Genomic DNA, 26,089 nt, shown 5'->3' on the forward strand with positions numbered 1-26,089 from the left:
GCGAACAAAAATCTTTCCATCCCCCTATGCAATTGCCGCTAGCGAAAAAGCTTTAGGAGGACTATTCCTTTGCTCGCTGGTAAAACTCTTCGCGCAGCAGCCCCATCGTGATGGTGTCGTAATACTGCCCATCTACATATTCATTTTGGCGCAGTCGTCCTTCTATACACAAAGCCTGATTTTTCATAAGCGCGAATGGCTCGTGTATTTCCGCTCCACGTATCCAGCTGCACCCGATTTAAGGGCACGAACGTTTTCCTCATACATAGCTTTCAATGAGTCGAGTGAAACATAACTATAGGTTACCTTACCTGAGCCCGCTGCCCATTTGGCCGCTTCTTCATCGTTGCCCAATGGAACAGTCTCTCCATATCCTCAGCAATAACTGGTCGTAATTCTACTAAACTCCCTTTGATCATTTGGTATCCTACCCTTCGATTGGTGTTGGAAAATGGCGTCTCTTTGGTTTAAAGTGAGCTTGAATTTGTTCATGGTCACCACACCTTTCGCAGTAAGATACCGATTATTCTAACAAAAAAACCACGCTCTGGAAACAGAGGTGGTTATTACTTCATTTGTTAACGACGCCTCTGAAGCTCCGTCAGCACTTCACCCAGCGGCAGCTTTTGCTCCCGCAACAAAACCATCAAGTGAAAGATCAGATCAGATGCCTCATACCGTAGCTCCTCACGACTTCGATTTTTCGCTGCAATAATGACCTCGGCAGCCTCTTCCCCGACCTTTTTCAGGATTTTGTCTACGCCTTTTTCGAACAGGTACGTGGTGTAGGAGCCTTCCGGTCGCTCTGCCTCCCGCGCAGCAATCAGTTCTTCGAGCTCACTCAGGATCGCAAACCGATCTGCTTGTACCGATTCATCATCTGTATCGGTGAGAACTTCCTGTGAGAAACAGCTGTAAGCTCCCGTATGACAAGCAGGCCCATTCGGCTCGACCATCACAACCAGTGCATCTCCGTCGCAATCATACCGCATAGAGACGATCCGCTGTGTATGACCCGAGGTCTCACCCTTGTGCCACAATTGTTGTCGGGAACGGCTCCAAAACCATGTTTCTTTGGTCGCCAATGACTTTTGTAGCGATTCCTCATTCATATAGGCAAGCGTCAAGACTGTCTTGCTTCCGGCATCCTGCACGATGACAGGGATCAAGCCCTTTTCGTCAAAACGCAATTTTCCCACTGCAAACACTTCTGCTCCTGTCATGGTCGTACGACAACTCCTTTGGTTTGCAAATACTCTTTGACCGAGTGAATCGACGTCTCGTCATAGTGAAAAATGGAAGCGGCCAACGCGGCATCTGCTTTTCCTTGCGTTAGCACATCGTAAAAATGCTCCCTTGAGCCCGCTCCACCAGAAGCAATGACCGGAATCCCGACCGCTTCTGATACCCGCTTGGTCAATTCGAGCCCAAAGCCTTTCTTTTCCCCGTCGTCGTCCATGCTGGTCAAAAGGATTTCGCCCGCTCCGAGCGCTTCTGCCTCCTGCGCCCAACGGATGACATCCCTCCCCGTCGCATTCCGTCCACCGTGGGTATACACTTCCCAGCGATCTTCCCCGACACTTCTCGCGTCGATCGCCACGACGATACATTGTGAGCCGAAGACCGTGGCTCCGTCGCGGATCAATTCCGGACGCAAAACAGCCGCTGTATTCAACGAGATTTTGTCCGCGCCCGCACGCAATATCCTTTTCATATCGTCGACGCTGTTAATGCCACCACCAACCGTGAAAGGAATCGTAATGTTTGCGGCCGTTTTTTCGATGACATCCACCATCGTCTTGCGCCCTTCGTGGGACGCAGAAATATCGAGAAAGATCAGCTCGTCCGCTCTCTCATCGCTATACTTTTTTGCCAGTTCAACCGGGTCCCCTGCATCGCGCAGGCCGACGAACTGCACACCTTTTACCACACGTCCGTCTTTTACATCAAGACACGGGATAATTCGTTTAGCCAGCATGCGATTCACGCCCCTCCATACGCTGGAGCGCTTCTTCCAATGTAAAAGCGTCCGTGTAGAGTGCTTTGCCAACAATGGCACCAGAGACTCCGTCCGAAGCATGGGCAGCCAGCGTCAACAAGTCGTCCAGTTGGCTGACGCCTCCCGAGGCAATCACCGATTTTCCTGTAGCCATCGCCAAGGCTGCAATTTCTTCTACATTGGGTCCTGTCATCGTGCCATCACGGGCGATATCGGTGTAAATAAACGTCTCAGCACCATACGTAACCAACCGTTTGGCAAGCTCTGTCGCTTGGACATCTGTCGTGGTCAACCAGCCTCTGGTAGCCACCAGCCCATTCCGGCAGTCCAAACCAATTGCGATTTTGTCCCCATAGTTTTGAAGAATTCGCTTCGTAAAAGGCTCGTCTTCGATAGCAGCAGTCCCGACGATCACTCGCGCGACACCCGCTTCCAAATAGTCCGCGATCTGCTCTTCTGTTCGAATGCCGCCTCCAACCTGCACGGGTACAGGGATCGAGCGCGCTATCTCTTTGATGAGCGCTGCATTTGCAGGCTTGCCTTCCTTTGCCCCGTCCAAATCGACGAGATGAATCCATGACGCACCTTGCTCTACCCAGCTCTTCGCCATCGCGAGCGGTGAATCAGCGTACACTGTCTCTTTCCCGTAATCTCCTTGGAAAAGTCGAACACACTTGCCTCCGCGAATATCGATCGCCGGATAAACGATAAAGCTCATGTCAAAACCCCCTCGCATTGAACGGCAAAGTTACGTAGCAGCAGCATTCCTGTCTCTCCGCTCTTTTCCGGGTGAAACTGCATACCGTATACGTTGTCACGATTCACAATGGCTGTGACCTCCTGGTGATAGTCACTCGTCGCAAGCAAGACATCAGACTGGCACAGGACATGATACGAATGAACAAAATAAACGTAATCGCCCTCCTGCACACCGTTTAGTAACGGTTGCTTTTGCTTTATCTTCAGTTGGTTCCAGCCCATATGCGGTACCTTGTAATCCCCGCGAAAACGAACGACCTCACCACCGAGCAGTCCCAAGCCCGTATGCTCGCCATGTTCTGCACTTTTCTCGAACAAGAGCTGCATGCCGAGGCAAATGCCCAAGATCGGACGACCTGCTGCTGCGTATCCCTTGATCGCATGCTCTAATCCAAGCTCGCGTATGTTGGTGATAGCATCCCCGAACGCCCCAACTCCCGGCAAAATCAACCCGCTATATTCTTGAAGACGCTCTGCTTGAGAGACGAACTCGTACGAATAGCCCAGCCTTTCCAAAGCCTTGCTCATACTGTACAAATTCCCCATGCCGTAATCGATGATGCCGATCATGTTACAAAACCCCTTTTGTTGACGGGACCCCTTTTACACGCGGATCGATCGTCGTCGCTTCATCCAATGCACGACCCAGCGCTTTGAAAATCGCCTCGATCATGTGGTGCGTATTGTGACCGTAGTGCAGGATCACATGCAGATTGATCCGCGCCTCCAGTGCGAGCTTCCATAAAAATTCGTGCACCAGCTCCGTCGGAAACTGACCAACCATATTCGTAGGATACGTAGCGCGATATTCCAGATGAGGGCGGTTGCTAATGTCAATGACGACCTGTGCGAGCGCGTCATCCATCGGGACAAACGCATTTCCATAACGCTTGATGCCTTTTTTGTCTCCCAAGGCTTCCCGCAGAGCATGCCCAAGACAAATCCCGATATCCTCCACCGTGTGGTGATAATCGATTTCGATATCTCCCTTTGCCTTGACAGTCAGGTCAAAATGTCCGTGTCGGGTAAACAGGTCTAGCATATGATCCAGAAATGGAACACCTGAGTTTTGCTCGCTCTCCCCCGCGCCGTCTACACCAAAGGAAAGCGCGATCTGCGTCTCATTCGTATTGCGTTCGATCTGTGCTGCACGTTGTTTCCCTTCACTCATCTCTTTTCACTCTCCTGCTCTTCGGTCTCAAAATCTCGTAATCTCGCAAGGATAGCTCGACCGTGCCCAGACAATCCTTCCTGCTCTGCCAGTGCCACGATTTTATGTCCATTTTCCTGCAAATCTCGTTTGCTGTAGGAAACGACACTCGACTTCTTGATAAAATCATCGACGGATAATGGCGAGGAAAAACGTGCCGTTCCATTCGTAGGAATCACATGATTGGTACCGGCAAAATAATCGCCGACTGGCTCTGAGCTGTATGGGCCGAGGAAAATCGCACCTGCGTTTTCCACTTTTCCGAGATGCTCAAACGGCTCTGCCATCATGATTTCCAAATGCTCGGGTGCGATACGGTTGATGACGGCAAACCCTTCGTCCAAATCGTCGACGAGTAAAATGGCGCCGTAGTCGCGTATCGCCACTTCCGCAATCGATTTGCGTGGAAGATCGGCAAGCTGTCGCTCGACTTCCTGTGACACCTGCTCCGCCAGCGCTTGCGATGACGTAACCAATATAGCGGCTGACATCGGATCATGCTCGGCTTGAGACAGCAGGTCAGCTGCGACGTAACGCGGGTTGGCCGTTTCATCTGCGATCACCGCAATTTCACTAGGCCCTGCCACCATGTCGATACTGACCAATCCGAATACTTCTCGCTTTGCCAGTGCCACGAAAATATTGCCGGGCCCTACAATTTTGTCAACCGCTTTGATTTGCTCCGTTCCGTAGGTCAGTGCCGCGATTGCCTGTGCCCCACCTACCTTGTATATCTCAGTTACTCCTGCAATTTGGGCCGCAACTAGTATCGCAGGGTTGATTTTCCCATCCGCTCCTGGTGGTGTCGTAATGGCGACTTGTGGAACACCTGCGATTTTGGCAGGGATGGCATTCATCAAAACGCTAGAAGGATAAGCTGCCGTTCCGCCTGGTACATACAATCCTACGCGCTGCAACGGACGTATCAGTTGGCCCAGCAATGTGCCACTCTCTTTGGTGGTAAACCAGGACTGACGCACTTGTCGCTCGTGAAACGCCCGAATATTTTCGGCTGCTTCCTTCAACGCTGCCTTTACTTGTGTAGAAACGAGCTCACTTGCTTCTGCAAATTCACCTTCGCTCACACGGAAGTTTTGTAGCAGCACACGATCAAATCGTTCCGTGTAATAGCGCAGCGCTTCGTCCCCTTGCTGGCGAACCGAGGTGAGGATCGCCTTCACCGCTTCTTGCTGTTCTCTCGTCCCTGCGTCTACCGATCGTTTCCCGTCATACTGGCTGGCTGACATGATACGCATGGCTGTCTCCCCTTTTTCTCTAGTTCCCGCGAGGAATAACCTCTAAAAATTTTCCGGCGATCTCATCCACCGCTTCACTTTTCATCCGATAGCTGGCTCGATTGGCAATCAGCCTCGTCGTAATTTCACAAATGCTCTCCAGTTCGACCAAGCCATTTTCCCGCAATGTCCTACCAGTCGAGACAATATCCACAATACGATCAGCCAGTCCAATCATCGGTGCAAGCTCTACTGAACCATTCAGCTTGATAACCTCAACCTGCTGTCCCTGCTCACGAAAATAACGTGACGCAATCTTCGGATATTTCGTCGCAACACGCAGCGCTTCAGTCGGTTTCCAATCTGGCAGACCCGCTACCATCATGCGACAGTAGCCGATATGCAAATCCAGCAGCTCGTAAACATCTCGTTCTTCTTCCATTAAAACATCCTTGCCGACCACTCCAACGTCAGCCACCCCATACTCTACATAAGTAGGAACATCGGTAGGCTTCGCCATAATGAATTCGAGCTTGGCATTCTCCACAGGGATGATCAGTTTACGAGAATCTTGTAGATCCGCAGTGACCTGCAAGCCAGCCTGCTGAAGGAAGTGGACGGCCTCTTCAAAAATCCGCCCTTTCGGCATGGCGATCGTCAGCTTTTGTTCGTTTTTCGTGAGTGCCATCTCCTACTCCTCCTGTTGTGTCATGCAAATGACCTTGGTATATCCTGCTTCTTGTCCAACCTGTTTCTCATCTATTCTGGAGACGAGACGTGTCACTACTACGAGCCCGTCCTCACGCAATTGCTGTGCCTCTGTCAAAGCGGTGCCGCGGCAATCCTCCGTGTAAACAAGCAAAACTCGCACGGGTGCTTGCCCTTTTACGAATGGAGTGACCTGAAGCAGCCGATCCATCTTGATCGCAAAGCCTGTGGCGGATGCAGCACGCCCAAATTGGGAGAGCAATTGATCGTAGCGTCCTCCGCCCAATAGCGGGGAGCCCAAGTCTGCAGCGTACCCTTCGAAAACGATGCCTGTATAGTAGTTCAAATTGATGATCAGATTGAAATCGATCAACAAATCTTCCGTTACTCCGTAGGCTTCTAACGACTCCCACAAGGAAGCAATCGTCTCGACTGCCCTCCCTGCCTTTCCGTTGCCTGCCAATTCGCGGGCGACCTCAATCTTCCCTTTTCCCCCTTGCAGGCGCAACAAGGATTCCAATCGGCTTTTTGCCTCCGAAGGGATGTCTACTGTCGCGAGTAGCTGCCGGAAGCCAACGAAGTCCCGCTCGTACAAAAACTGGCGGAATTGATTGCGAACATGCTCATCCTCAATCTCTTCCTCCAAAAGACCGTCTACGAAATCGACATGCCCAATGGCAATGCGAAATGTTTCCACACCGGCTGCTCGCAAGCAAAACACAGCAAGTGCAATGGCTTCCGCATCCGCATCGACAGAAGCATCTCCAATCAGCTCGATCCCGGTTTGTGAAAACTCTGCATTCCGTCCCGCTTCCTTTTCTTGTGCCCGAAACACATTTGCCTGGTAATACAACCGAATCGGCAATGGAACATCTTTATAAAGGGAGGAAACAACCCTTGCAATTGGCGTTGTCATATCCGGACGGAGGACCACGGTGTGGCCTTGTTTATCCAGGAGGCGAAACATCCGGTCTGTTAGTGTCGCACTTGCTGCTCCTACCGTATCGAAGTATTCCAAAGAGGGTGTGGATATTTCGTCATAGCCCCATCTCTCGATACACTGCCGTAGCTCCCGCTCCAAGTGCCGTTGTTTCGCCAGTGACTCCGGCAGTATGTCCCGCATCCCGAGCGGCTTTTCGAATCCCAAGGGTTTTGCCATCCTTGTTCCCTCCATCACATTCGCTTTACTCTGCTAATATGGTAACAAACTAAAGTATTATGAAGAAGATTACCACGTCGAGAATCTTAGGTCAACCGAGATGAGAATAGTCGGAAAATTTAACACAAAACAAAAAACCGCCAGGATAAACACCTGACGGCTGATCACAAGGGAAGAGACGCTACATGACTTCTTCCTCTGAAGCTTTCGTTCGAATGAGCTGCATGGGGTTCCCACCCACAAAGGCACCAGGCGGGACATCTTTATGAACAACCGTTCCCGCTGCGACAATGGCCCCTTTGCCGATCGTTACTCCCGGCAAAATGGTAGTGTTTGCCCCCACCAGGACAGCATCCTCAATAATCACTTCTCCCAAACGGTATTCATCTATTAAATATTCATGCGCAAGTATGGTCGTATTGTACCCGATCACGCAATTACGACCGATCTTGATTTTCTCGGGAAACATGATATCCATCATCACCATCAACGCAACCGCACTATGCTGCCCTACTTCCATTCGCAAAAATGTGCGGTACATCCAGTTCTTCCATGAAACAATCGGCGTATATCTGGAGAGTTGGATAACGATGAAATTTTTCATGACTTTCCAGAAGCTTACCGTTCGATACATGTGCCAAAGCGGGTTTACCCCATTTACGGGATAACGTGTTGTCTTCCTCATATGCGTCTCTTTCTCCTACAAGTCAGAATCGGCATCTTCTAAAATGGCATTCGACTGTTTGCGTGTGAAGTGCATCGCTGCGTTGTAACCCATCCGTTTCAGACGGAAGTTCATCGCTGCAACCTCAATAATGACTGCCAAGTTTCGTCCTGGTCGAACAGGAACGGTAATAATCGGAATTTCTGTATCCATGATCTTCAATGTTTCCTCATCGAGCCCCAACCGCTCGTACATTTTATGTGGCTCCCACAACTCTAGCTGAACAACCATCTCGATGTTCTTTACATTGCGCACGGCACCTGCACCAAACATCGTCATAATGTTGATAATCCCCACACCGCGGATTTCCAAGAGATGCTGAATCAGCTCAGGAGCGCTACCACTTAGCTGCCCGCCCTGTGTCTGCTTAATCTCCACTGCGTCATCTGCTACGAGTCGGTGTCCGCGCTTTACAAGCTCAAGTGCTGCTTCACTCTTCCCGATCCCGCTCGATCCCATAATCAAAACGCCGACCCCGTAAATGTCTGTGAGTACCCCATGTATCGTCGTCGTTGGTGCAAGACGATTCTCCAGGAAGTTGGTCACTTTCCCGACTAGCGTCGTCGTTGCCAGCGGGGACTGAAGTACAGGTACCCCCAACCGATTGGAAACGTCAGTCATCTCTTCAGGCACCATCTGATTACGGGTCACACAGAAGCAAGGAACCTGACTTTGCATGAGAAAATTCATCCGTTCCAGCCGTTCCTCTGGGGTCAGCGTCTGGAAAAAGTTGATTTCCGTCAAGCCGAACAATTGAATCCGCTCTTCCGCATAATACGAATAGTAACCGGCTAACTGCAGGCCGGGACGACTCAAATCTGTTACGGTAATCTCACGCCCCAAGCCCTCTTCCCCGCTCAAGATCGTCATATTGAAATGGTCCACTAAATGGCTCACATTCGTCTTACGCATGAAGCTTCCCCCTCACATGGGATTTTCCGTCCCTATGGTTGTTCTCTATTGTATCGAAACCTCTGTACTTACGACAACCTAATAGGACCGAGCATCCTTATTAGGCAAAAACCCCGCGACTCATTTGAGAGAATACGGGGCTTTTTCGAACATACTACCTCTTTTCTTTTCTCATCCCTACCACAACTTCAATGAGGTAGCCAAAAATACTCATCAGTGCTGCTGCCACGATGACAGTGCCAATGTTGTCAGGCCATGGCCCCACTTCAAATCCATCGATAAAGTAGGCAGTCAACGCAAACGTCACGGCATTAATGACAAACCAGAACAAACCGATCGTCAATACCTGCAAGGGAAAAGTAAAAAACAGCATAATCGGCCGAATCACTGTGTTGACCATCCCCAAAATCAACGTAGCCCATAGTGCTACTGTGAAATTCGCGACATAAATGGAATGGAACCAATTACTGATCAGAAGCAGCGCAGCCCCATTTAAAAGCATTTTGATTATCCAGCGGCTCATGGTGCATTCCCCCTATACAGTCTTGCCTTCGCGCAACGATTAACGAATCCCCGTTACTTCCCATTCCCATTGCTCAAAAAACGTTATCATGAATCGATGCCTGTCTTCGGCGATTTTCTGGGCAGTCTTGGTGAAAAGCTTGTCTTTGATGCGCTGCAGCTTCCAAGTGTATTCCTTGTAAGGTGTATGCTGATTGGGGTCATCCGATTGTATGGGTTGCCCAATAACCCCAGTATAAGCAAAAACCCGAGCCACTCCAATAGCCCCAATCGAATCCAGCTTGTCGGCATCAAACAAGACCTTTTCTTCCAAGGTATGTGGAGGTCGTTCTTTGCGAAAACGATGGGCGAGAATTGCAGACTGTACACGTGAGATGAATGCTTCCGTTATACTGCGTTCGGAGAGCCATTCCCCTGCTAGTCTTGCGCTGATTTCGGCATGGCACTCTCCTGTTTGCCGTTCTTCTGCTCTCCCGATGTCATGCAGCAATGCAGCGAGGCGCAGCACTTCCATGTCTGCCCCTTCCTCGCGGCCAATCCGCTCACAAATCGCCATCACACGCAAATTATGCTGCCAATCGTGTGCTGGATCTTGTCCATCAAAGCGCCTCTGTGCTTCTGCCACCAGATCGGCAGGTAGTGCGGCAAGCGATTCCTTCACGTAATCCATCTTTTCCTCCCCCTTTGCGTCCACCTAGCAAAGATGCCTCCCTGAATCAGGGAGGCTGTCTATCGATTACTTCGAAACGAATTGCTCTAGCTTGGCATTCGTCCGTTCTTTGTCGCGTTCCAAAATCGGCTTCAAATAGATACCCGTGTACGAGCCTTCCAATTGTGCCACTTCTTCCGGTGTACCCGTTCCGATAATCTCTCCGCCGCGGGTACCGCCCTCTGGACCTAAATCTACAATGTAGTCCACCGTCTTGATCACATCGAGATTGTGCTCAATGACTAGCACCGTCTCCCCGTTTTCCACCAATCGTTGCAGTACCTTCAACAAACGATCAATGTCATCCGTATGCAGACCAGTTGTCGGCTCATCCAGAATGTAAAGCGTACGCCCTGTGCTGCGTCGATACAGCTCAGATGCGAGCTTGACACGTTGCGCTTCCCCGCCTGAGAGCGTCGTAGCAGGCTGCCCAAGCTTTACGTATCCTAGCCCTACGTCTACAATCGTCTGTAGTTTGCGCTCAATCTTTGGCAGGTTGCGGAAAAACTCTACGCCATCCTCAATGGTCATTTCCAGCACATCCGCAATGTTCTTGCCTTTGTATTTTACATCAAGCGTCTCGCGGTTGTAGCGTTTGCCATGGCAAACTTCGCAAGGCACATACACATCCGGCAAAAAGTGCATCTCAATTTTAATGATCCCGTCACCGCTGCACGCTTCACAACGTCCGCCTTTGACGTTAAAGCTGAAACGACCTTTTTTATAGCCGCGCACTTTGGCTTCGTTGGTGGAAGCAAACAGGTCCCGAATATCATCAAAGACACCTGTATATGTCGCCGGATTGGAACGTGGTGTACGTCCAATTGGAGATTGGTCGATGTCGATCACCTTGTCCAAATGCTCCAACCCCAGAATACGGCGATGCTCCCCTGGCTTCACCTTTGCCTTATTCAAATCGCGAGCCAGTGTCTTTTGCAAAATTTCATTGATCAGTGTACTTTTCCCTGAGCCAGATACACCGGTTACGGCAACAAAAACGCCTAGAGGAAGCTTCGCAGTGACGTTTTTCAGGTTGTTTTCCTTCGCGCCCTCAATCTTGATCCATTTGTCCGAAGGCTTGCGACGCTCCATCGGTACAGGGATGAATTTGCGCCCGCTCAAATAAGCACCAGTCAAGGAGTTAGGGTCCTTCATGACTTCTTCCGGAGTTCCTGCCGCGACGATTTGACCACCATGTATGCCAGCGCCCGGTCCAATATCGATAATATAATCGCAGGCCATCATCGTATCCTCGTCATGCTCGACGACGATCAATGTATTCCCCAGCTTGGTCATATGCTCCAACGTCTTGATCAGACGTGCGTTATCCCGCTGATGCAGTCCGATACTCGGCTCATCCAAAATGTAGAGAACGCCCATCAGGCTAGAACCGATCTGCGTAGCCAGTCGAATCCGCTGCGCTTCTCCTCCGGACAGTGTTCCCGCCGCACGGCTCAGGGTCAGGTAATCCAGTCCAACATCAATCAAGAAGTTCAGTCGCGCCTTGATTTCTTTTACGATCAGGTTCGCGATCTTCGTTTCCCGCTCTGTCAGTTCCAGCCCATCGACAAACTGATGCGCATCGAGAATCGACAGGGTAGTCAGCTCAGAAATGCTGCGCTCCCCGACCTTTACCGCCAAGCTCTCTTGACGCAAACGTTGACCTTTGCAGACAGGACACGCCTTTTGGCTCATGAAGCCTTCGATCTGCTCGCGGATGTAATCCGAGCTCGTCTCCAGATGACGTCGTTGCAGGTTAATAACGACACCTTCGAACGGTACGACTGCCTCACGCACTTGCCCAAACTCATTCTCGTAGCGGAAGTGAATTTTTTCGCCTTCACTGCCGTACATCAAGATTTGTCGGTGCGCTGCCGTAAGCTCCTCATATGGCACATCCATCCGAATGTTAAAATGACGGCAAGCTGATTCTAACAATTGTTGATAGTAAGTAGAAGTCTTCGGCTCCCATGCGCCAATCGCCCCGTCATCGAGCGTCTTCGTCGCATCGGGAACGACCATATCTGGGTCTACCTCCAGCTTGACACCCAGACCATCACACTCCGAGCAAGCACCAAACGGGCTGTTAAAAGAGAAAATCCGCGGCTCCAGCTCCCCGATGGAGAATCCACATATCGCGCAAGCATGCTTTTCACTGAACAGCAGCTCTTCTTGCTCCATGACATCGACGATGACCTTGCCATCTGCTAGACGAAGTGCCGTTTCCAAGGAGTCTGCGAGACGCGCCTGTGCATCCGGCTTCACGACGATCCGGTCAACGACAACCTCAATGTTATGCTTCTTGTTCTTTTCCAGCTTGATGTCTTCGGACAGATCGGTAATTTCACCATTGACCCGCACACGGACGAAGCCTTGCTTGCGGATGTCCTCCAGCAGCTTGACGTGCTCTCCCTTGCGTCCTTGTACCATAGGCGCGAGAATCTGCATTCGCGTACGCTCGGGATACTCCATCAGTCGATCGACCATTTGTTCAATGGTCTGGGATTGAATCTCGATGCCATGCTCCGGGCAAACTGCTCTACCAACACGCGCATACAAAAGGCGCAAATAATCGTAGATTTCCGTAACCGTACCTACCGTAGAGCGAGGGTTGCGGCTCGTCGTTTTCTGGTCAATCGAAATCGCAGGGGAAAGTCCCTCAATCGAATCCACGTCCGGCTTGTCCATTTGCCCGAGAAATTGACGGGCGTATGCAGACAGAGACTCGACATAACGCCGTTGTCCTTCTGCGTAAATCGTGTCAAAAGCGAGCGAGGACTTACCCGATCCAGACAAACCCGTCAAAACGACGAATTTGTCCCGCGGAATGACTACATCAATATTTTTCAGGTTGTGGGCACGTGCACCCTTTACAACAATATGTTCTAATGGCATGAAAAAAACCTCTCCTTAGAGTTCCGCCTTCAGCTCAAGAATCAAATCACGCAATTCGGCCGCACGCTCGAACATGAGGTTGCGTGCCGCTTCTTTCATTTCTTCTTCCATACGTTCTATGACAGCCACGCGATCCTTCTTCGGCATTTTTTTGAAGTCTGCATGTGGCAAGTAATCTGCTTTTTCCTCCGCTACCTTGGTCGCCTCGATCACTTGGCGGACTGACTTTTTCACGGTTTGCGGCGTGATGCCGTGCTTTTCGTTGTAAGCGACCTGGATAGCCCGGCGACGCTCCGTCTCCCGAATGGCAGAAGTCATCGAATCAGTCATTTTGTCCGCGTACATGATAACGCGTCCCTCTGAGTTCCGCGCAGCCCGACCAATCGTCTGAATCAGCGAGCGCTCATTGCGAAGGAAGCCTTCCTTGTCTGCATCCAAAATCGCCACAAGGGATACTTCCGGCAAGTCCAAGCCTTCCCGCAAGAGGTTGATCCCGACCAGCACGTCAAACTCACCCAAGCGCAATGAACGTAAAATCTGCATCCGCTCGATCGTTTTAATATCCGAGTGCAGATAGCGGACCTTGATTCCGATTTCTTTCAGATAGTCCGTCAAATCCTCAGACATTTTCTTCGTCAAAGTCGTAACGAGAACCCGCTCATTTTTCGCAATCGTGGCTTGAATTTCGCCAATCAAATCGTCAATCTGTCCCTTGATCGGACGTACCGTTACCGTTGGGTCAATCAAGCCTGTCGGACGAATCACCTGCTGCACCATTTCCGGGCTGTGCTCCAGCTCATAAGGGCCAGGTGTAGCTGAAATGTAGATCGCTTGTTTCAGCTTTCCTTCAAACTCCTCGAACTTGAGTGGGCGGTTATCGCGTGCAGAAGGCAGACGGAATCCGTGATCGACCAGTACGTCCTTCCTTGCGCGGTCACCGTTATACATCCCCCGAACCTGCGGCAAGGTCATATGCGACTCATCCATCATGACGATAAAATCTTCTGGGAAGTAATCCAACAAGGTATACGGAGCATGCCCGGCAGGCAGTCCTGTCAGATGGCGCGAGTAGTTTTCAATACCGGAGCAAAAGCCCATCTCCATCATCATCTCAATATCATACCGTGTTCGTTGCTCCAGTCGCTGTGCTTCCAAGAGCTTGCCCGCTTCACGGAATTCTTTCAATCTTTCTTCCAGCTCGGCCTCGATGCTTTGGACAGCCAGCTTCATTTTCTCCTCACGCGTCACATAGTGGGATTTAGGGAAGATGGCAATGTGATCACGCTGTCCCAAAATCTCGCCGGTCAGTACGTCAATTGAAGTAATCCGCTCTATTTCATCTCCAAAAAACTCAACGCGAATCGCCTGCTCACTCTCTGAGGCAGGGAAAATCTCCACGACGTCACCCCGTACACGGAACGTACCGCGCGTGAAGTTGATGTCGTTGCGTGTGTACTGGATATCGACCAGACGATGCAAAATCTCGTCCCGTCCTGTTTCCATGCCAACACGTAAAGACAAGAGCAACTCCCGATACTCCTCGGGCGAACCTAATCCATAAATGCAGGAGACGGAGGCAACAATGATAACATCTCGGCGTTCAAACAAAGCACTGGTAGCCGAGTGACGGAGCTTGTCGATCTCGTCGTTAATGCTCGAGTCTTTTTCAATAAACGTATCCGATTGGGGAATGTATGCTTCGGGTTGATAGTAATCGTAGTAGCTGACGAAGTATTCCACCGCGTTGTTCGGGAAAAACTCCTTAAACTCTGCACAAAGCTGAGCTGCCAGAGTTTTGTTGTGTGCCATCACGAGTGTTGGCCTGTTCACCTGAGCAATTACCTGGGCAGCCGTATAAGTCTTTCCCGTTCCCGTCGCACCCAGCAATGTCTGGTGTCGCTTGCCAGCCTGTAACCCTGCCACCAGCTCGGCAATGGCGGTCGGCTGGTCACCGGACGGTTGAAACTCCGATACCAATTCAAAACGCTCCATTCCCTCGTTCATCTCCTCATAGCATGACTGTTTCTACTTCCATTATAACACAATTCCGGCTAGTTTAAGCCCAAAATTCGAACAAACGTTTGTCTTTATCTTTCCACCGATTTTTCCGATATAAGATGAAGGAAGTACAAACATGCACAGATAGACTCGCCACCTTCAGGGAGGATAGACATGTCAGATACCGGAACAACCGTCAAAAATAACCCTTATATACAACCGCATATGAGCTATAAAGGCAAAAAAGAATTCACCACCGAGCTCGACCAAAATGCCTTTATGAAGCTCATGCTGGAGCAGTTAAAGCATCAAGACCCTATGTCCCCAATGGACAACTCTCAGTTCATCCAGCAAACAAGTATGCTGACTATGGTAGAAAAAATCACGAAAATGACCACGCTGATGGAGCAATCGAACAACAGCATGGTCACTTTGGAAAAGTATGAAAAGCTGGTAGGTCGTACAGCTTCGTATTCTATTACCACAAAAGACGAGATGACGGGAGAAACTTCGACGGAGCAGAAAGAAGGCGTACTTGATGCCGTCTACATGGATCAAGGCAAAATCTACTTCCGTATCGCAGGTGAATCGACACCGATTCCGCTGGCAGACGTCTCCGGACTGGAATCGCAAGGTCTGGCTGGTAATACGCTCGATAACAGTGTGAAGTACATGGAAATGATCGGTCGAGAGATTTCCTATAAAGTAACCAAGGAAGTCGACCGGGATGGCAATCCAGCTACCACAAATGACATTTCCAAGGTTGATGAAATCTTGAATGGCGTCATCACTGGCTTTACCACCAAAAACGGTACCGCACAGTTCCAACTGGATAATGGTTCAACCGTAAAAGCCGAAGAAATCGTAGGCATGACGGTGAAGCCTGAAAACAGAACAATGGGTAACTCCCTTGCCTACGCGCAAATGATCGGCTACAACATCACGTACAACCAGTCCCAAACGAATCCGGACGGCACTACTACCAATACTCCTCTTACCGGAGTGGTCAAAGCTGTCAGCATGAAAAACGGAGTAGTCGAATTCGTCCTCCAGGATGATAAGAAAGTCGGTCTCAATCAAATCACAGGATTCGAAGCAACTGCCTAGTATCCTATACAAAAAGCCGCACATCTTCGAAATCGGAGAAGGCGGCTTTTTCTTTTTCAGGTTCCTATTCGTTTACGATCACTTTTCCGGTTATCGCATCCACATAAAACGTATCATCTACTTTAAATTCTCCCCCGCAGAAGCAATGCGAGCGAGTTTGGCGAAACGAAAGGTCGTAGCCGAGCTTCCAGGTAATCGTGTCTTTTTTATAATCTGGCTGGTGGATGTAGGTCAACTCAAGTGGATAGGTTTGCAGTAAACGGGTCATAGCCACTTGTTCTTTAAGCGCGTTGGAACGGGCCGGGTATTTGACACTGGCCGGTTTATTTATGCTCACCTGCTCCCATGTACCCGTCCATGAATCGATCCGAATCGAATACATCCCCTGTTCCACACTCTGATTGATCCCATATACCGGGATGCCGTTCACAAGGGGATCAGCTATGATCGAGGTGTATCTTTCATCTCCATCCTCCGTTACTTGTATCTGATTGCTTCCAGACGGAGCCAGTCTTTTCAAAAGCTTATCCGCTTCCATTCGATCCCGCTTCTTATTCGTTTTCACGTTAGACCATTGTGGATTGTTCACCTTTGTGGAAAATTCCAGCAGTTCACCAGTCTTTGCATCCGTCACGAGGAGATGCCGTTGCTCACCATTACTGCTTCCCTCAGGAAAGGTAGCCATTCGAGATATTTTGTCGGCATCGGGAACCCCTTCACCAAAATTTCCCCATATGAAATAACGAAGGGCTGGACCATCATTGTAACTCGCCTCGTAGATGAACAGCGGCAGCTTTTCTGTTTCGATTCGAAACAACATGCGTAACAAATCACGTGCTTGCGGCTCTGTTTGCGCTACCCACTTCTCACCTGTTCCAGTCACATTGATGGTCTGAGACGGGTTGGTTGTCGCTTGGGTATTCTTTGTTACCAATCGTTTGCCACTAAAAGCATCCAACGCACTACCAGTATGTTGTTGCGTTATGATTCCATTTTTCAGGACATAAGCGAGCTTCGCTTCTACCTGATCGCTATGATTATGAATGGGCAATAAATAAACGAGTTCCAATGGACGGCTTTCTTGCCAATTTCGTACAGCTTGTTCGACGGAGATGACGCGCTGCGGAGATGGGAGTGAAGAGGGACTTACTTTTTCGTATAACCTACCATCAAACGTGGAAAACCAAACGATTCTTCCCGAGGCATCAAAACTGACAAGACAATCATAATCGTCATCGAGCACCACATTATTTAGGACTCGCACCAGTCGAACCGTCAATAGGTCCTTATTTTTATAAACCTCTCTCGCTTGATAGGTGTTACCTGTACCTGTTCCCTGCAAACCAGCGACAAAAGCCAGCGCACGTGTTTTGGCCTGCTGCTCAGTCGGGTACGCAGGCTTTGTTGCTGCTTTCGAGGTAAGATTCAGCCTGAGCAACTCACCTGTCTGTCCGTCAAAAATCGCATCATCCATGGCCGACTCAGCCTCAGCAGCAGACTGTGCAAACGTGACCACCACCCCGCTAACACCAGGTCCATCCACATCGCCACCGTAAACGACATAGCGCGAAGACAGCTCCGGTAAAAGCTTGACTAGCTTTTGGACACCTTTCGTCACATGCATCGGCACAGCCACAACCGATTGAGCCTGCGCTACGGTCACAGGACTCGTTGCGCCTACTCCTGATAAGGGGGCGGCAAAAACTGTGGCGGCAGCTAATGTACCCGACAAAAACCACGAGACCGTTCTTTTCACTTTGAACACCGGACCCACTCCCTCTTTTTTCCTCCTACATTGAGACGCAACTGCCACCAGTAAGTTACCGAATGGACAAGCTTTTCTCGAAAAAAAGAAGGTATGCACTTTTGTCTGCATACCTTCTCCCCAACTATCCTTATGCTCCTACATTCAGCTTCTCCAGCTTTTGCTTGATCAGCTCGACTACACTGGCGCGTTTCAAATCAACAAATGCACGGGTATTTGCATCCGGAACCACAATGATCCCCAGTTGGTGATGATTGCCGGCATAGACCGCACACTGTACGAACTTCAGCTCGCCTTCATGCGTGAGTACTTCCATTTTGCAAAAGGCAGGATTGGCTTGTAGCGCCGGATATAAATCTTCTTTTTCCCGGACCGAAATGCCATTTACTTTCACGATAATCTCACCGGGTGTGATGCCGATCTCCTCTGCTCTCGTACCCGGAATGACACCCATTACTTTTACACCGCGCGAAGATTGGATGAAATAAGGCGAACGTTTTCTTTCTTGATACTGACTCCAGAAAAACAGCGCCTCATGACCGAATAGTGCAAAGATCGCGGCCAGCAAGATCAACGGATAAAACCATACTACCAGAGCGCACAACCCCAACAAAATGAGCGCATACAGCGTCAAATTTTTCGCAACCTGTGCTGCTTTTCTATACGGAGTCATCGTTTGCGTCATATCCGAGAATCCAGTCACCGTCGGCAAAAGCATCAGTCCGAATGAAGCGGCTTCCGGCGAAAAGAACGGCCATCCCGGATACAACGCACCACTGATAGCACCTGGCTCCATCTGTACGAACAGCACGGCTGGCGTCAGCCAAAAAGAATGAAGCAAATAGGCACCGACAATCCGACCACGCTGCCCTTCCACGAATAGCGGAGAAGCGTCCCGCCCGCCATTCCAGCGTACGAGCATCGCTTCAATCAGATGCATGACCGCAACTAACGCAAGCAACGGCAAAGGTTTCGCCTGACGAATCATTTCCCAGACATAGCTCAATCCAGGAACATCCGTAACCGGTGGAATGACCTGTGTGATCGCGTGTAAAATCGCCAAAATCCCTGCAGCATATGCGAAACAGAGAAACCGTAAACGAATCAGCGCCAAGATGAGCGCCAATCCCCATAGTATCCACAAATCCTGTGCTTGTACGACCACGCCGAGTCCTGCACTAAGAAGAGAAATAAGCAAGCCTCCCACCAAGCCCATCCCTACAGCCCGTATCGTCGAGAGCAAGGGGGACTGAATGCGTGCAGAAAAAAGCTGTCTTTCCAGGTTCATCTGTCTGCGATAATGCAAATAAATAAAAACCAGAAAGAGATAGAAAACAGGATTGATAAAAAATGCGGCAAAGCCATATGCAATGGTAAGCATATCTGCCTGTATCGCCAATTGCCTCACCTCAACTAAAAGAAAGAAAACCACGGCATTTGATTTGCCGTGGTTATCATTTCTACGAATAGAAGGTAATTACCTTCTTCCATTTTCTTGATTATTCATTACTTTCCCGTGACTACATCCAGAGCTTTTTGCAATTGCAGGTCATTTTCTGGCTTCGTCATCGTTTTACGGAGACTTTCTTCCAGAGAAGAACGTGTCTTCGCGTCTACTTTGCCAGTTACCTCAAGTTTGTTGGAGGTTTGGAACTGCTTGATTGCATCCTCTGTCTTTTCATCAAAATAGCCATCTTCTCGTCCTGGGGACAGATTCAAGCCCTTCAGGATGAGTTGCAGGTTTTTCACGTCAGTGCCAGCCATATCGCGCTGCAATACTGTATCCGCCGGTAACAGAGTTGCGTTGAAATAGTCGGGTTGCTTGACTGCAAAGTCTGGCGTAATGCCTTTTTTATGGACCCATTCGCCCTTCGGCGTGACCCATTTGGCAATCGTCAGCTTCAATTGGCTCTTGTCGTTCATTTCCATTGTACTCTGAACGGTTCCTTTACCAAAGGTCTTCTCACCGACCAGCTTGTAGTTGCCGCTATCCCGCAGAGCACCTGCGAGAATCTCCGAAGCACTGGCGCTTCCACCATTAATCAGTACCGAGATTGGATAAGGCTTAGCAGTTTCTGTAGTCGAGAAATACTCTTCTTTTTGCTGTCCGCCATTTCCATACTCGATTTGCACGATCTTGCCTTTATTCGGTACGAGGATTTCTCCGATTTCTTTCACAGCCAGCAAATACCCGCCCGGATTGCCTCGAACGTCAATAACCAGACCACCAATCCCCTTCTGCTCAAGAGCAGCCAGCTGTTCTTTGAAGTGCTTAGCTGTGTCTGTCGAGAATTGGGTAAGGTTGATCACCCCTACTTTAACACCGTTCTTCTCGATGATCTGACTGTTTACCGTCTCAATCGGAATATCGTCACGCACACACACGATAGTAAGAGGCTCCGGCACTCCGGCCCTCACTACTTTGAGAACCGCCTTCGTTCCTTTTGGACCACGAATCTTCGTCACTGCCTGATGCAGATCCAATCCTTCAAGGGATTCATCATTTACACTCAAAATTTGGTCGTTTGGCCGCAGCCCTGCACGCTCTGCTGGGGAGTTTTTGAATGGCGAAACAACCGTTACCCGACCATTTTGCATCGTTACTTCTGTCCCGATCCCTTGGAATGTCGAGTGTAGGGTAGATGTGAACTCCTCAGCAGAACGAGGGTCCATGTAATCACTGTACGGATCTTCGAGCGACCCGACCATTCCGCCAATTGCACCTTCTACTAACTGCTCATTGGTGACATTTTGGATGTAATCTTTCTTAATCGCGGAAAACGCCTCGTACAGCTTCTGGAACTCTTTTGGATAATCTCCGTTCCCAGAAAACAGCGCCATGCTGGATGCTGTTAAAGCCCCACCTTGACTTGAACTGGCGCTAGCCGATGTCTTCATGATCGCCATCGTAATAAAACTGCTGGCTACCATCGAGATGAGTACAAGCGCGATTACGGTACGTCCTTTCCATCTCACTGTTACGTCACCATCCTTTGTGCTTCCGGAAAAAGATATGCTGCTAGTTTATGCATGTTCCGTTAACAATATTTGTCTGGTCGCACGAGGGTCTACTTCAAATACGGCATTGGGTTGACTGCTACGTCATTTTTATAGACGGTAAAGTGCACGTGATTCCCGGTTGAGCGACCTGTTGATCCTACCTCTGCGATCTTTTGACCCCTCGATACGGATTGCCCAACAGAAACCTTGATCCCACCCTCACGAATATGTCCGTACAGAGTGGTATATTCTGCGTTATGCTTGATCATTACTGTATTCCCGTAGCCGCCGTTATATCCTGCAAAGAGAACGATCCCGTCAGCCGCAGCCATAATTGGCGTTCCTTTCCGTGCTGCCATATCTAAACCATTATGCCCAGCTGAACGGCCTGTAAACGGATCTTTCCGCATTCCGAAGCCCGAAGAGAAGCGGAATTGTCCACTTGCGACTGGCAAGGCAAACTTTCCACCCTTGTAGCCTGTACTGGAAGCGCTCATCGCACGTACTCGTTCCGCGTATTTTGCTGCTTCCAGTTTGGTGCTAGCCAAAAGCTCCTGTCCATACTGCTCCAAATCCACTTCCAGTGCAGATTCTTTCTTATCCAGTTCAGCCTTGACCACTAGACTTTGCTTGTACTGCTTGTCCAATTCGACTTTGAGCTCCTCAGCCTCATCGAACATCCCGGCGTACACAGTCAGTTGATGATCAATTTCTTTCTTTTTGGTCTCGATTGTTTCCTTATCGCGAATGTTATCCTCTAAAATACGTGTATCCTGCTCCAAAATAAGCTGCAAGGCCTGCATACGCGTCAAAAAGTCCCCAAAGTCAGAGGAACCGAGAAGTACATCCAAATAGGAGATCGTACCGCGTTCATACATGGAAGTCACACGCGTTCTGAGCAAGGCATCCCTTTTCGCTACGCGGTCTTTTGCTTCATCCAGCTGATCCTGAGCGTGTGCTGCTTTTTCCTTGGTATCATCCATTTGCTGCTCAAGCTTGTCCAGCTTTTTCTGTGTATCGTTGCGACGCAAATCAATTTGCATCAATTGCGTCTCCAAGCCTTTTTTCTCTTTTTGCACGACATTGATCTGTTCTTCGGTCTTCTTCAATTGCTGCTGCTGGTTTTTCTTCTTCTTTTGGATTTCTTTTAGCTCTCGATTAATCTTGTCCAAAGAGGCCTTACTAGGCGCTGCCAAGCTCACATTCGTCGGGAGCACAGTACCGACCACAAGCCCAGTGATTACGAGTGCTAGCAGGATTCTCTTTCTCATGTTACTCCTCCCACGCTCTTCAAATTATTAAACTCGCAAGAAACGACGTACGGACACCAAACTTCCCCAAATCCCGATGAATGCACCAATCGCCAGCAAAGCCAGCGCCACTTGATACACGAGCGGGAATAGCGGCAACAGCTTAAACAGTTGGGAAGCTTCAAAGCTGGAGTGAATGGCATCCAGGAGGTAGTAATACCCAACCGTTAACATAATGGTCGGAATCAATGCCCCTGCCACACCCATCAAGAGCCCTTCCACAAAAAATGGCCAACGGATAAACCAGTTCGTGGCACCTACCAGCTTCATGATTTCAATCTCTCTGCGACGTGCGACAATCGTCAGCTTAATCGTGTTGGCAATCAAGAACATTGCTGTAAAACCGAGACCGATAATAAAGACAATCCCGACATTACGGACTGCTTCGGTCAATGAAAACAACTTATCTACAGTGCCTTCCCCGTAGGTCAGGCTCTTAACATACTGGAAATTTTTGATTTGCGCTGCCACCGTAGCAGTGTCTTGTGGTTGTTTTGTTTTTACTGCAAACGCATCCGGCAGGGGATTGCTTTCCTCCAGCCCTTCAAACAAGTACGCTTTTTCACCAAGGCTCTCTTTAAACTGCTTCAGCCCCTGGTCTTTCGGTATAAATGAAACAGACTCCACTTGCGGAAGCTTCTTGATGTTATTCTCAACCTGCGTGATGTTTTCTTTTGTCGCCAGCAAGTCCATGAAAACGCGAATTTCCACTTGTTTTTCGACGGATTGTGCAAAGTAATTGACGTTCATCGCCAGGACGAGGAAAACGCCCAAGATAAAGAGGGTAATGGTCACGGCACTAATAGAAGCGAACGACATCCAGCCGTTCCGCCCGAGGTTTTTGACCCCTTCACGGACATGGCGCCCCAGCGTCCTAATCTTCATAACCGTATTCCCCTCTCTGCTCATCACGGGCGATTTGGCCTGCTTCGATCGCAACCACCCGTTTTCTCATGGTGTTTACAATTTCTCTGTTGTGAGTCGCCATGACGACCGTCGTTCCTCGCTGATTGATTTCTTCAAACAGCTTCATGATTTCCCAAGAGGTCTCAGGGTCCAAGTTCCCCGTCGGCTCGTCCGCGATAATAATTCCCGGACTATTTACCAGTGCTCGCGCCAAGGCAACACGTTGCTGCTCACCACCGGACAGCTCGCTTGGCAGCATTTTTGCTTTATGCTTGAGCTTTACGAGTCCCAGAACATCCATCACGCGCGGCTTGATTTGTTTCGGATTGCTCTCGATTACTTCCATCGCAAATGCGACATTTTCGAAAACAGTCAACGTCGGCAGCAGCTTGAAGTCCTGGAACACGACACCGATACTGCGGCGGACTAATGGAATTTGACGCTCTTTGATTCTGCTGACATTGAAGCCACCCAAAAAGATTTGTCCCTTCGTCGGCTTCTCTTCACGGTACATCAATTTGATAAACGTAGATTTACCCGCTCCACTAGGGCCAACTACGTACACAAATTCACCCTTCTCGATTCGAATGTTGATACCTTTCAAAGCATTCGTACCATTCGGGTATGTTTTCCACACATCGAACATTTCGATCAAGCAAATCACATCCTACTTCGTCAGATCCTTCTTTATGTATCTTGATCCTGATTTTTTGTTAACGGTAAAATCGACAAAACCCCTCTACCCACTAGCAACCGCTGCCATACCTTGTTGAAAAACAGCGGGATTCCCCATCTTATCCATTATACCACCACGATTCAAGGATGGTATCCACTAAATCTCTCATTTCTTGTCGAAACAGCTTCGATTGTTAACAACTGTCACGAATTAGGGAGAAAATAAGATTGCACATTCCCGCCTAGCTTCATGGAAAACAGTTGGCTACAATGAGTGTGACAAGAGGGTATTCATGTAGAAGGAGCTGGATATAACGTGGAAAATTTTGTTTACCATAACCCGACACAGCTGATTTTTGGACGGGGTCAATTGGCCCAGCTCGAGGAAAAAGCAAGACAGCTAGGTCCCACTGTTCTTTTGGTATATGGTGGTGGCAGTATAAAACGAACCGGACTCTACGACAAAGTGATTTCTTTCCTCCAGTCTGCCGGCTGCCGCGTACATGAGTTGGCAGGAGTGGAGCCAAATCCACGTCTGAGTACCGTGAACAAAGGAATTGAGCTATGCCGCCAAGAGGGTGTCAATTGGATACTCGCAGTTGGTGGAGGCAGTGTAATCGACGCGGCCAAAGCAGTCGCGATTGGTGTGCCTTACGAGGGAGATGTATGGGATTTTTATGCTCGTAAAGCGATCGCACAAGAAGCTCTGCCCCTCGGTACCGTACTGACACTTGCTGCTACTGGTTCTGAAATGAACCGCGGAAGTGTCGTCACCAACTGGGAGACACAAGAAAAGCATGGAGCTGGCACGACGTTTCCGGCGTTTTCGATTCTGGATCCTGAGCATACGTTTAGCGTACCTCGCGACCAAACGATCTACGGAATCAGCGACATTTTGTCCCATGTATTCGAGCAGTATTTCACGCATACAACCGAAATTCCACTGCAAACACGTTTTGCTGAGTCGATCATGAAGACCGTCATCGAAAATGCAGAACGCGTCCTTACCAATCCGGAAGACTACGATGCCCGCGCCAACATCCTGTACTGCGGAACAATGGCATTGAACGGCACTCTGCCTGTTGGCGTCACAACAGACTGGGCAACCCACTCCATTGAGCATGCTGTCAGTGCTGTTTACGACATCCCGCACGGTGGCGGTCTGGCTATCATCTTCCCCAAATGGATGCGCTATGTGTACCGTGAAAACGTCGCTCGCTTCATGCGCTTCGCAACAGAGGTATGGAATGTCGATCCTTCCGGCAAGACAGATGATGAGATCGCCTTAGAAGGGATTGCCGCTACAGAAGCGTTCTTTGCGCGTATCGGTGCCCCGACCCGATTGGCTGATTACGACATCACCGACGAGCACTTGCAGCTCATGGCCGAAAAAGCCACTCCGTTTGGTCCGATCGGTCAGTTTAAGACGTTGACGAGTGACGATGTGGCACAGATTCTTCGATTAAGTTTGTAAATCTAGTATCGTATTTCGGTTTTAAAAATATATAAAGAAGCCTTAGTCCAGTATAAGACAGAACTAAGGCTTCATAAATTTTCTATGTTTATTACTATCCACTTGGATATTTTTCTTCTATTGAAGATATCCTCCAGTTTCTAGCATTCAACTGATCCTGTTTAATTTTCTCTTTCTCAATATATGAAACTAATTTCATCTTAACAAAATTTCCATTTCCTTCTTCTCTCTGAAAAAGAATATATACCTCTGATAGACTAGATGTGGTCAACACCACTGGAACAAGATCACCTGGTTTCCGTACACTATTAAGCGCATTAGTTAAATCTTCGGAAAAATAAGTACTCTCTGGTTCCTGCAGATTCATAGTTATATGATCGGTATCGAACCAATCAAATTTTCCAAAATCATCCTTATTCAACGCAAAAATATTGATCGCATTCTGCCAAGATTGCTCAAGCATATCATTAATTTCTTTAGATCGCTTGTCCCTCATATATGTCTTTTTTTCTTGTGTAATAAGAGCCTCTTCTACGCTCAAAGAATTTACATGGAGAAAAATTAAAGATGCAACAGCAGCAAGAGTAATACATACAGAGAGAGTGAATACATTCCACCCAAATAATTTTTCCTTTTCCATATCTCTATTTCATATTGTTTTACCCTTTAGTAGTGGTCGTCTTGGTTTTTCCTGCTGCGTCCCAAATTTTGTGGTTAGACTTTGCAGTATATTTACCTTTTCCGTAAGTTACATCAACTTGGGCTTCTGCCCATTCTCCATCTCTTTCATCTACAGCACTATCTTGAAACTTACCATCTTTATAAATCTCTACATAGACCTTCGCCTTAACTGTATCGGAATTCCCTTCTGTTCTTCCTAATGCACTCATATATTTGTCATCATATGTTGCAGATACTACTGTAAAAGTCTGACTCGATTTAAACCCTAAGGCAGCAAATGCAACTGAAGATACTGCGGTAACAGCTAACAGAGAGGAAGCAACTGTAAAAAACAATTTTCT

26 protein-coding genes (1 of these 26 cut by a window edge) are annotated in these 26,089 nt (G+C 48.9%); 2 read left to right on the forward strand and 24 right to left on the reverse strand.

Features of this window, described 5'->3' with window-relative positions; genetic code table 11:
* The 16 genes from ACKKE8_RS28625 to uvrB all read right to left on the reverse strand — a co-directional run.
* Positions 1–20 carry the beginning of a hypothetical protein gene (locus ACKKE8_RS28625; protein ID WP_409175979.1) on the reverse strand. 163 nt of this gene lie to the left of the window's left edge, so only the first 20 of its 183 coding nucleotides appear in the window; it begins with the start codon at positions 18–20; the stop codon falls past the left edge of the window.
* Between the two features lie 41 nt (positions 21–61).
* Positions 62–187 carry a hypothetical protein gene (locus ACKKE8_RS28630; protein WP_409175980.1) on the reverse strand — a complete coding sequence of 42 codons (126 nt, stop codon included), beginning with the start codon at positions 185–187 and terminating at the stop codon, positions 62–64.
* A 391-nt stretch (positions 188–578) separates the two neighbouring features.
* Positions 579–1,223 (reverse strand): bifunctional phosphoribosyl-AMP cyclohydrolase/phosphoribosyl-ATP diphosphatase HisIE, encoded by a 645-nt coding sequence (gene hisIE / locus ACKKE8_RS28635; RefSeq protein ID WP_409175981.1) that lies wholly within the window; start codon positions 1,221–1,223, stop codon positions 579–581.
* The gene (gene hisF, locus ACKKE8_RS28640) at positions 1,220–1,978 is read right to left on the reverse strand and encodes an imidazole glycerol phosphate synthase subunit HisF (RefSeq protein WP_409175982.1); all 759 of its coding nucleotides are present in this window, start codon (positions 1,976–1,978) and stop codon (positions 1,220–1,222) included. Before hisF ends, hisIE begins: the two co-directional genes overlap by 4 nt.
* Positions 1,968–2,717: a 1-(5-phosphoribosyl)-5-[(5-phosphoribosylamino)methylideneamino]imidazole-4-carboxamide isomerase gene (hisA, locus tag ACKKE8_RS28645; RefSeq protein WP_409175983.1), complete on the reverse strand. Its 750-nt coding sequence runs from the start codon at positions 2,715–2,717 to the stop codon at positions 1,968–1,970. The genes hisF and hisA overlap by 11 nt, the downstream gene beginning before the upstream one ends.
* Positions 2,714–3,328 (reverse strand): imidazole glycerol phosphate synthase subunit HisH, encoded by a 615-nt coding sequence (gene hisH, locus ACKKE8_RS28650; RefSeq protein ID WP_409175984.1) that lies wholly within the window; start codon positions 3,326–3,328, stop codon positions 2,714–2,716. Before hisH ends, hisA begins: the two co-directional genes overlap by 4 nt.
* A 1-nt stretch (position 3,329) precedes the next feature.
* Positions 3,330–3,929, reverse strand: a complete 600-nt coding sequence (gene hisB, locus ACKKE8_RS28655; protein WP_409175985.1) for an imidazoleglycerol-phosphate dehydratase HisB — start codon at positions 3,927–3,929, stop codon at positions 3,330–3,332.
* Complete coding sequence (gene hisD / locus ACKKE8_RS28660; protein WP_409175986.1) at positions 3,926–5,224, reverse strand: histidinol dehydrogenase; 1,299 nt, start codon at positions 5,222–5,224, stop codon at positions 3,926–3,928. Before hisD ends, hisB begins: the two co-directional genes overlap by 4 nt.
* Before the next feature lie 19 nt (positions 5,225–5,243).
* Positions 5,244–5,891 carry an ATP phosphoribosyltransferase gene (gene hisG / locus ACKKE8_RS28665; protein WP_409175987.1) on the reverse strand — a complete coding sequence of 216 codons (648 nt, stop codon included), beginning with the start codon at positions 5,889–5,891 and terminating at the stop codon, positions 5,244–5,246.
* Between the two features lie 3 nt (positions 5,892–5,894).
* Positions 5,895–7,070, reverse strand: a complete 1,176-nt coding sequence (locus ACKKE8_RS28670; RefSeq protein ID WP_409175988.1) for an ATP phosphoribosyltransferase regulatory subunit — start codon at positions 7,068–7,070, stop codon at positions 5,895–5,897.
* A gap of 181 nt (positions 7,071–7,251) precedes the next feature.
* Entirely contained in the window at positions 7,252–7,755 is a 504-nt protein-coding gene (locus ACKKE8_RS28675; RefSeq protein WP_106838105.1) for a DapH/DapD/GlmU-related protein, read from the reverse strand.
* Positions 7,756–7,770: 15 nt separating this feature from the next.
* Positions 7,771–8,706 carry an HPr(Ser) kinase/phosphatase gene (gene hprK, locus ACKKE8_RS28680; RefSeq protein WP_409175989.1) on the reverse strand — a complete coding sequence of 312 codons (936 nt, stop codon included), beginning with the start codon at positions 8,704–8,706 and terminating at the stop codon, positions 7,771–7,773.
* Between the two features lie 154 nt (positions 8,707–8,860).
* Complete coding sequence (locus ACKKE8_RS28685; protein WP_409175990.1) at positions 8,861–9,229, reverse strand: phage holin family protein; 369 nt, start codon at positions 9,227–9,229, stop codon at positions 8,861–8,863.
* Positions 9,230–9,268: 39 nt separating this feature from the next.
* Positions 9,269–9,898 (reverse strand): HD domain-containing protein, encoded by a 630-nt coding sequence (locus tag ACKKE8_RS28690; RefSeq protein WP_409175991.1) that lies wholly within the window; start codon positions 9,896–9,898, stop codon positions 9,269–9,271.
* Positions 9,899–9,964: 66 nt separating this feature from the next.
* Positions 9,965–12,832, reverse strand: a complete 2,868-nt coding sequence (gene uvrA / locus ACKKE8_RS28695) for an excinuclease ABC subunit UvrA (protein ID WP_409175992.1) — start codon at positions 12,830–12,832, stop codon at positions 9,965–9,967.
* A 15-nt stretch (positions 12,833–12,847) separates the two neighbouring features.
* The gene (gene uvrB / locus ACKKE8_RS28700) at positions 12,848–14,824 is read right to left on the reverse strand and encodes an excinuclease ABC subunit UvrB (protein WP_409175993.1); all 1,977 of its coding nucleotides are present in this window, start codon (positions 14,822–14,824) and stop codon (positions 12,848–12,850) included.
* A 180-nt stretch (positions 14,825–15,004) separates the two neighbouring features.
* On the opposite strand from uvrB, the gene ACKKE8_RS28705 reads away from it, so the two are divergent.
* Positions 15,005–15,937, forward strand: coding sequence for a flagellar hook assembly protein FlgD (locus ACKKE8_RS28705; RefSeq protein WP_409175994.1), 933 nt, complete (start codon positions 15,005–15,007; stop codon positions 15,935–15,937).
* Positions 15,938–16,001: 64 nt separating this feature from the next.
* Here the strand turns inward: ACKKE8_RS28705 and ACKKE8_RS28710 are convergent, their stop codons facing one another.
* From ACKKE8_RS28710 to ftsE, 6 genes are all read right to left on the reverse strand, one after another.
* Positions 16,002–17,711 (reverse strand): hypothetical protein, encoded by a 1,710-nt coding sequence (locus tag ACKKE8_RS28710; RefSeq protein ID WP_409175995.1) that lies wholly within the window; start codon positions 17,709–17,711, stop codon positions 16,002–16,004.
* 121 nt (positions 17,712–17,832) lie between these two features.
* On the reverse strand, positions 17,833–19,101 hold the full coding sequence (locus ACKKE8_RS28715) for a PDZ domain-containing protein (protein ID WP_409175996.1): 1,269 nt from the start codon (positions 19,099–19,101) through the stop codon (positions 17,833–17,835).
* Between the two features lie 107 nt (positions 19,102–19,208).
* Complete coding sequence (locus ACKKE8_RS28720; RefSeq protein WP_409175997.1) at positions 19,209–20,678, reverse strand: S41 family peptidase; 1,470 nt, start codon at positions 20,676–20,678, stop codon at positions 19,209–19,211.
* A 92-nt stretch (positions 20,679–20,770) separates the two neighbouring features.
* Complete coding sequence (locus ACKKE8_RS28725) at positions 20,771–21,973, reverse strand: murein hydrolase activator EnvC family protein (protein WP_409175998.1); 1,203 nt, start codon at positions 21,971–21,973, stop codon at positions 20,771–20,773.
* A gap of 27 nt (positions 21,974–22,000) precedes the next feature.
* Positions 22,001–22,897, reverse strand: a complete 897-nt coding sequence (gene ftsX, locus ACKKE8_RS28730; RefSeq protein WP_409175999.1) for a permease-like cell division protein FtsX — start codon at positions 22,895–22,897, stop codon at positions 22,001–22,003.
* Positions 22,887–23,573: a cell division ATP-binding protein FtsE gene (ftsE, locus tag ACKKE8_RS28735; RefSeq protein ID WP_015893511.1), complete on the reverse strand. Its 687-nt coding sequence runs from the start codon at positions 23,571–23,573 to the stop codon at positions 22,887–22,889. Before ftsE ends, ftsX begins: the two co-directional genes overlap by 11 nt.
* A 336-nt stretch (positions 23,574–23,909) precedes the next feature.
* Between ftsE and ACKKE8_RS28740 the strand changes: the two genes are divergently transcribed.
* A complete protein-coding gene (locus ACKKE8_RS28740; RefSeq protein WP_409176000.1) occupies positions 23,910–25,067 on the forward strand; it encodes an iron-containing alcohol dehydrogenase in 1,158 nt (385 codons plus the stop codon).
* A 94-nt stretch (positions 25,068–25,161) separates the two neighbouring features.
* Here the strand turns inward: ACKKE8_RS28740 and ACKKE8_RS28745 are convergent, their stop codons facing one another.
* On the reverse strand, positions 25,162–25,707 hold the full coding sequence (locus tag ACKKE8_RS28745; protein WP_409176001.1) for a hypothetical protein: 546 nt from the start codon (positions 25,705–25,707) through the stop codon (positions 25,162–25,164).
* A gap of 19 nt (positions 25,708–25,726) precedes the next feature.
* Positions 25,727–26,083, reverse strand: a complete 357-nt coding sequence (locus ACKKE8_RS28750) for a hypothetical protein (RefSeq protein WP_409176002.1) — start codon at positions 26,081–26,083, stop codon at positions 25,727–25,729.
* Between the last annotated feature and the right edge of the window lie 6 nt (positions 26,084–26,089).

The sequence above is a fragment of the Brevibacillus fortis genome, assembly GCF_046196545.1.
Taxonomy (GTDB): domain Bacteria; phylum Bacillota; class Bacilli; order Brevibacillales; family Brevibacillaceae; genus Brevibacillus; species Brevibacillus fortis_A.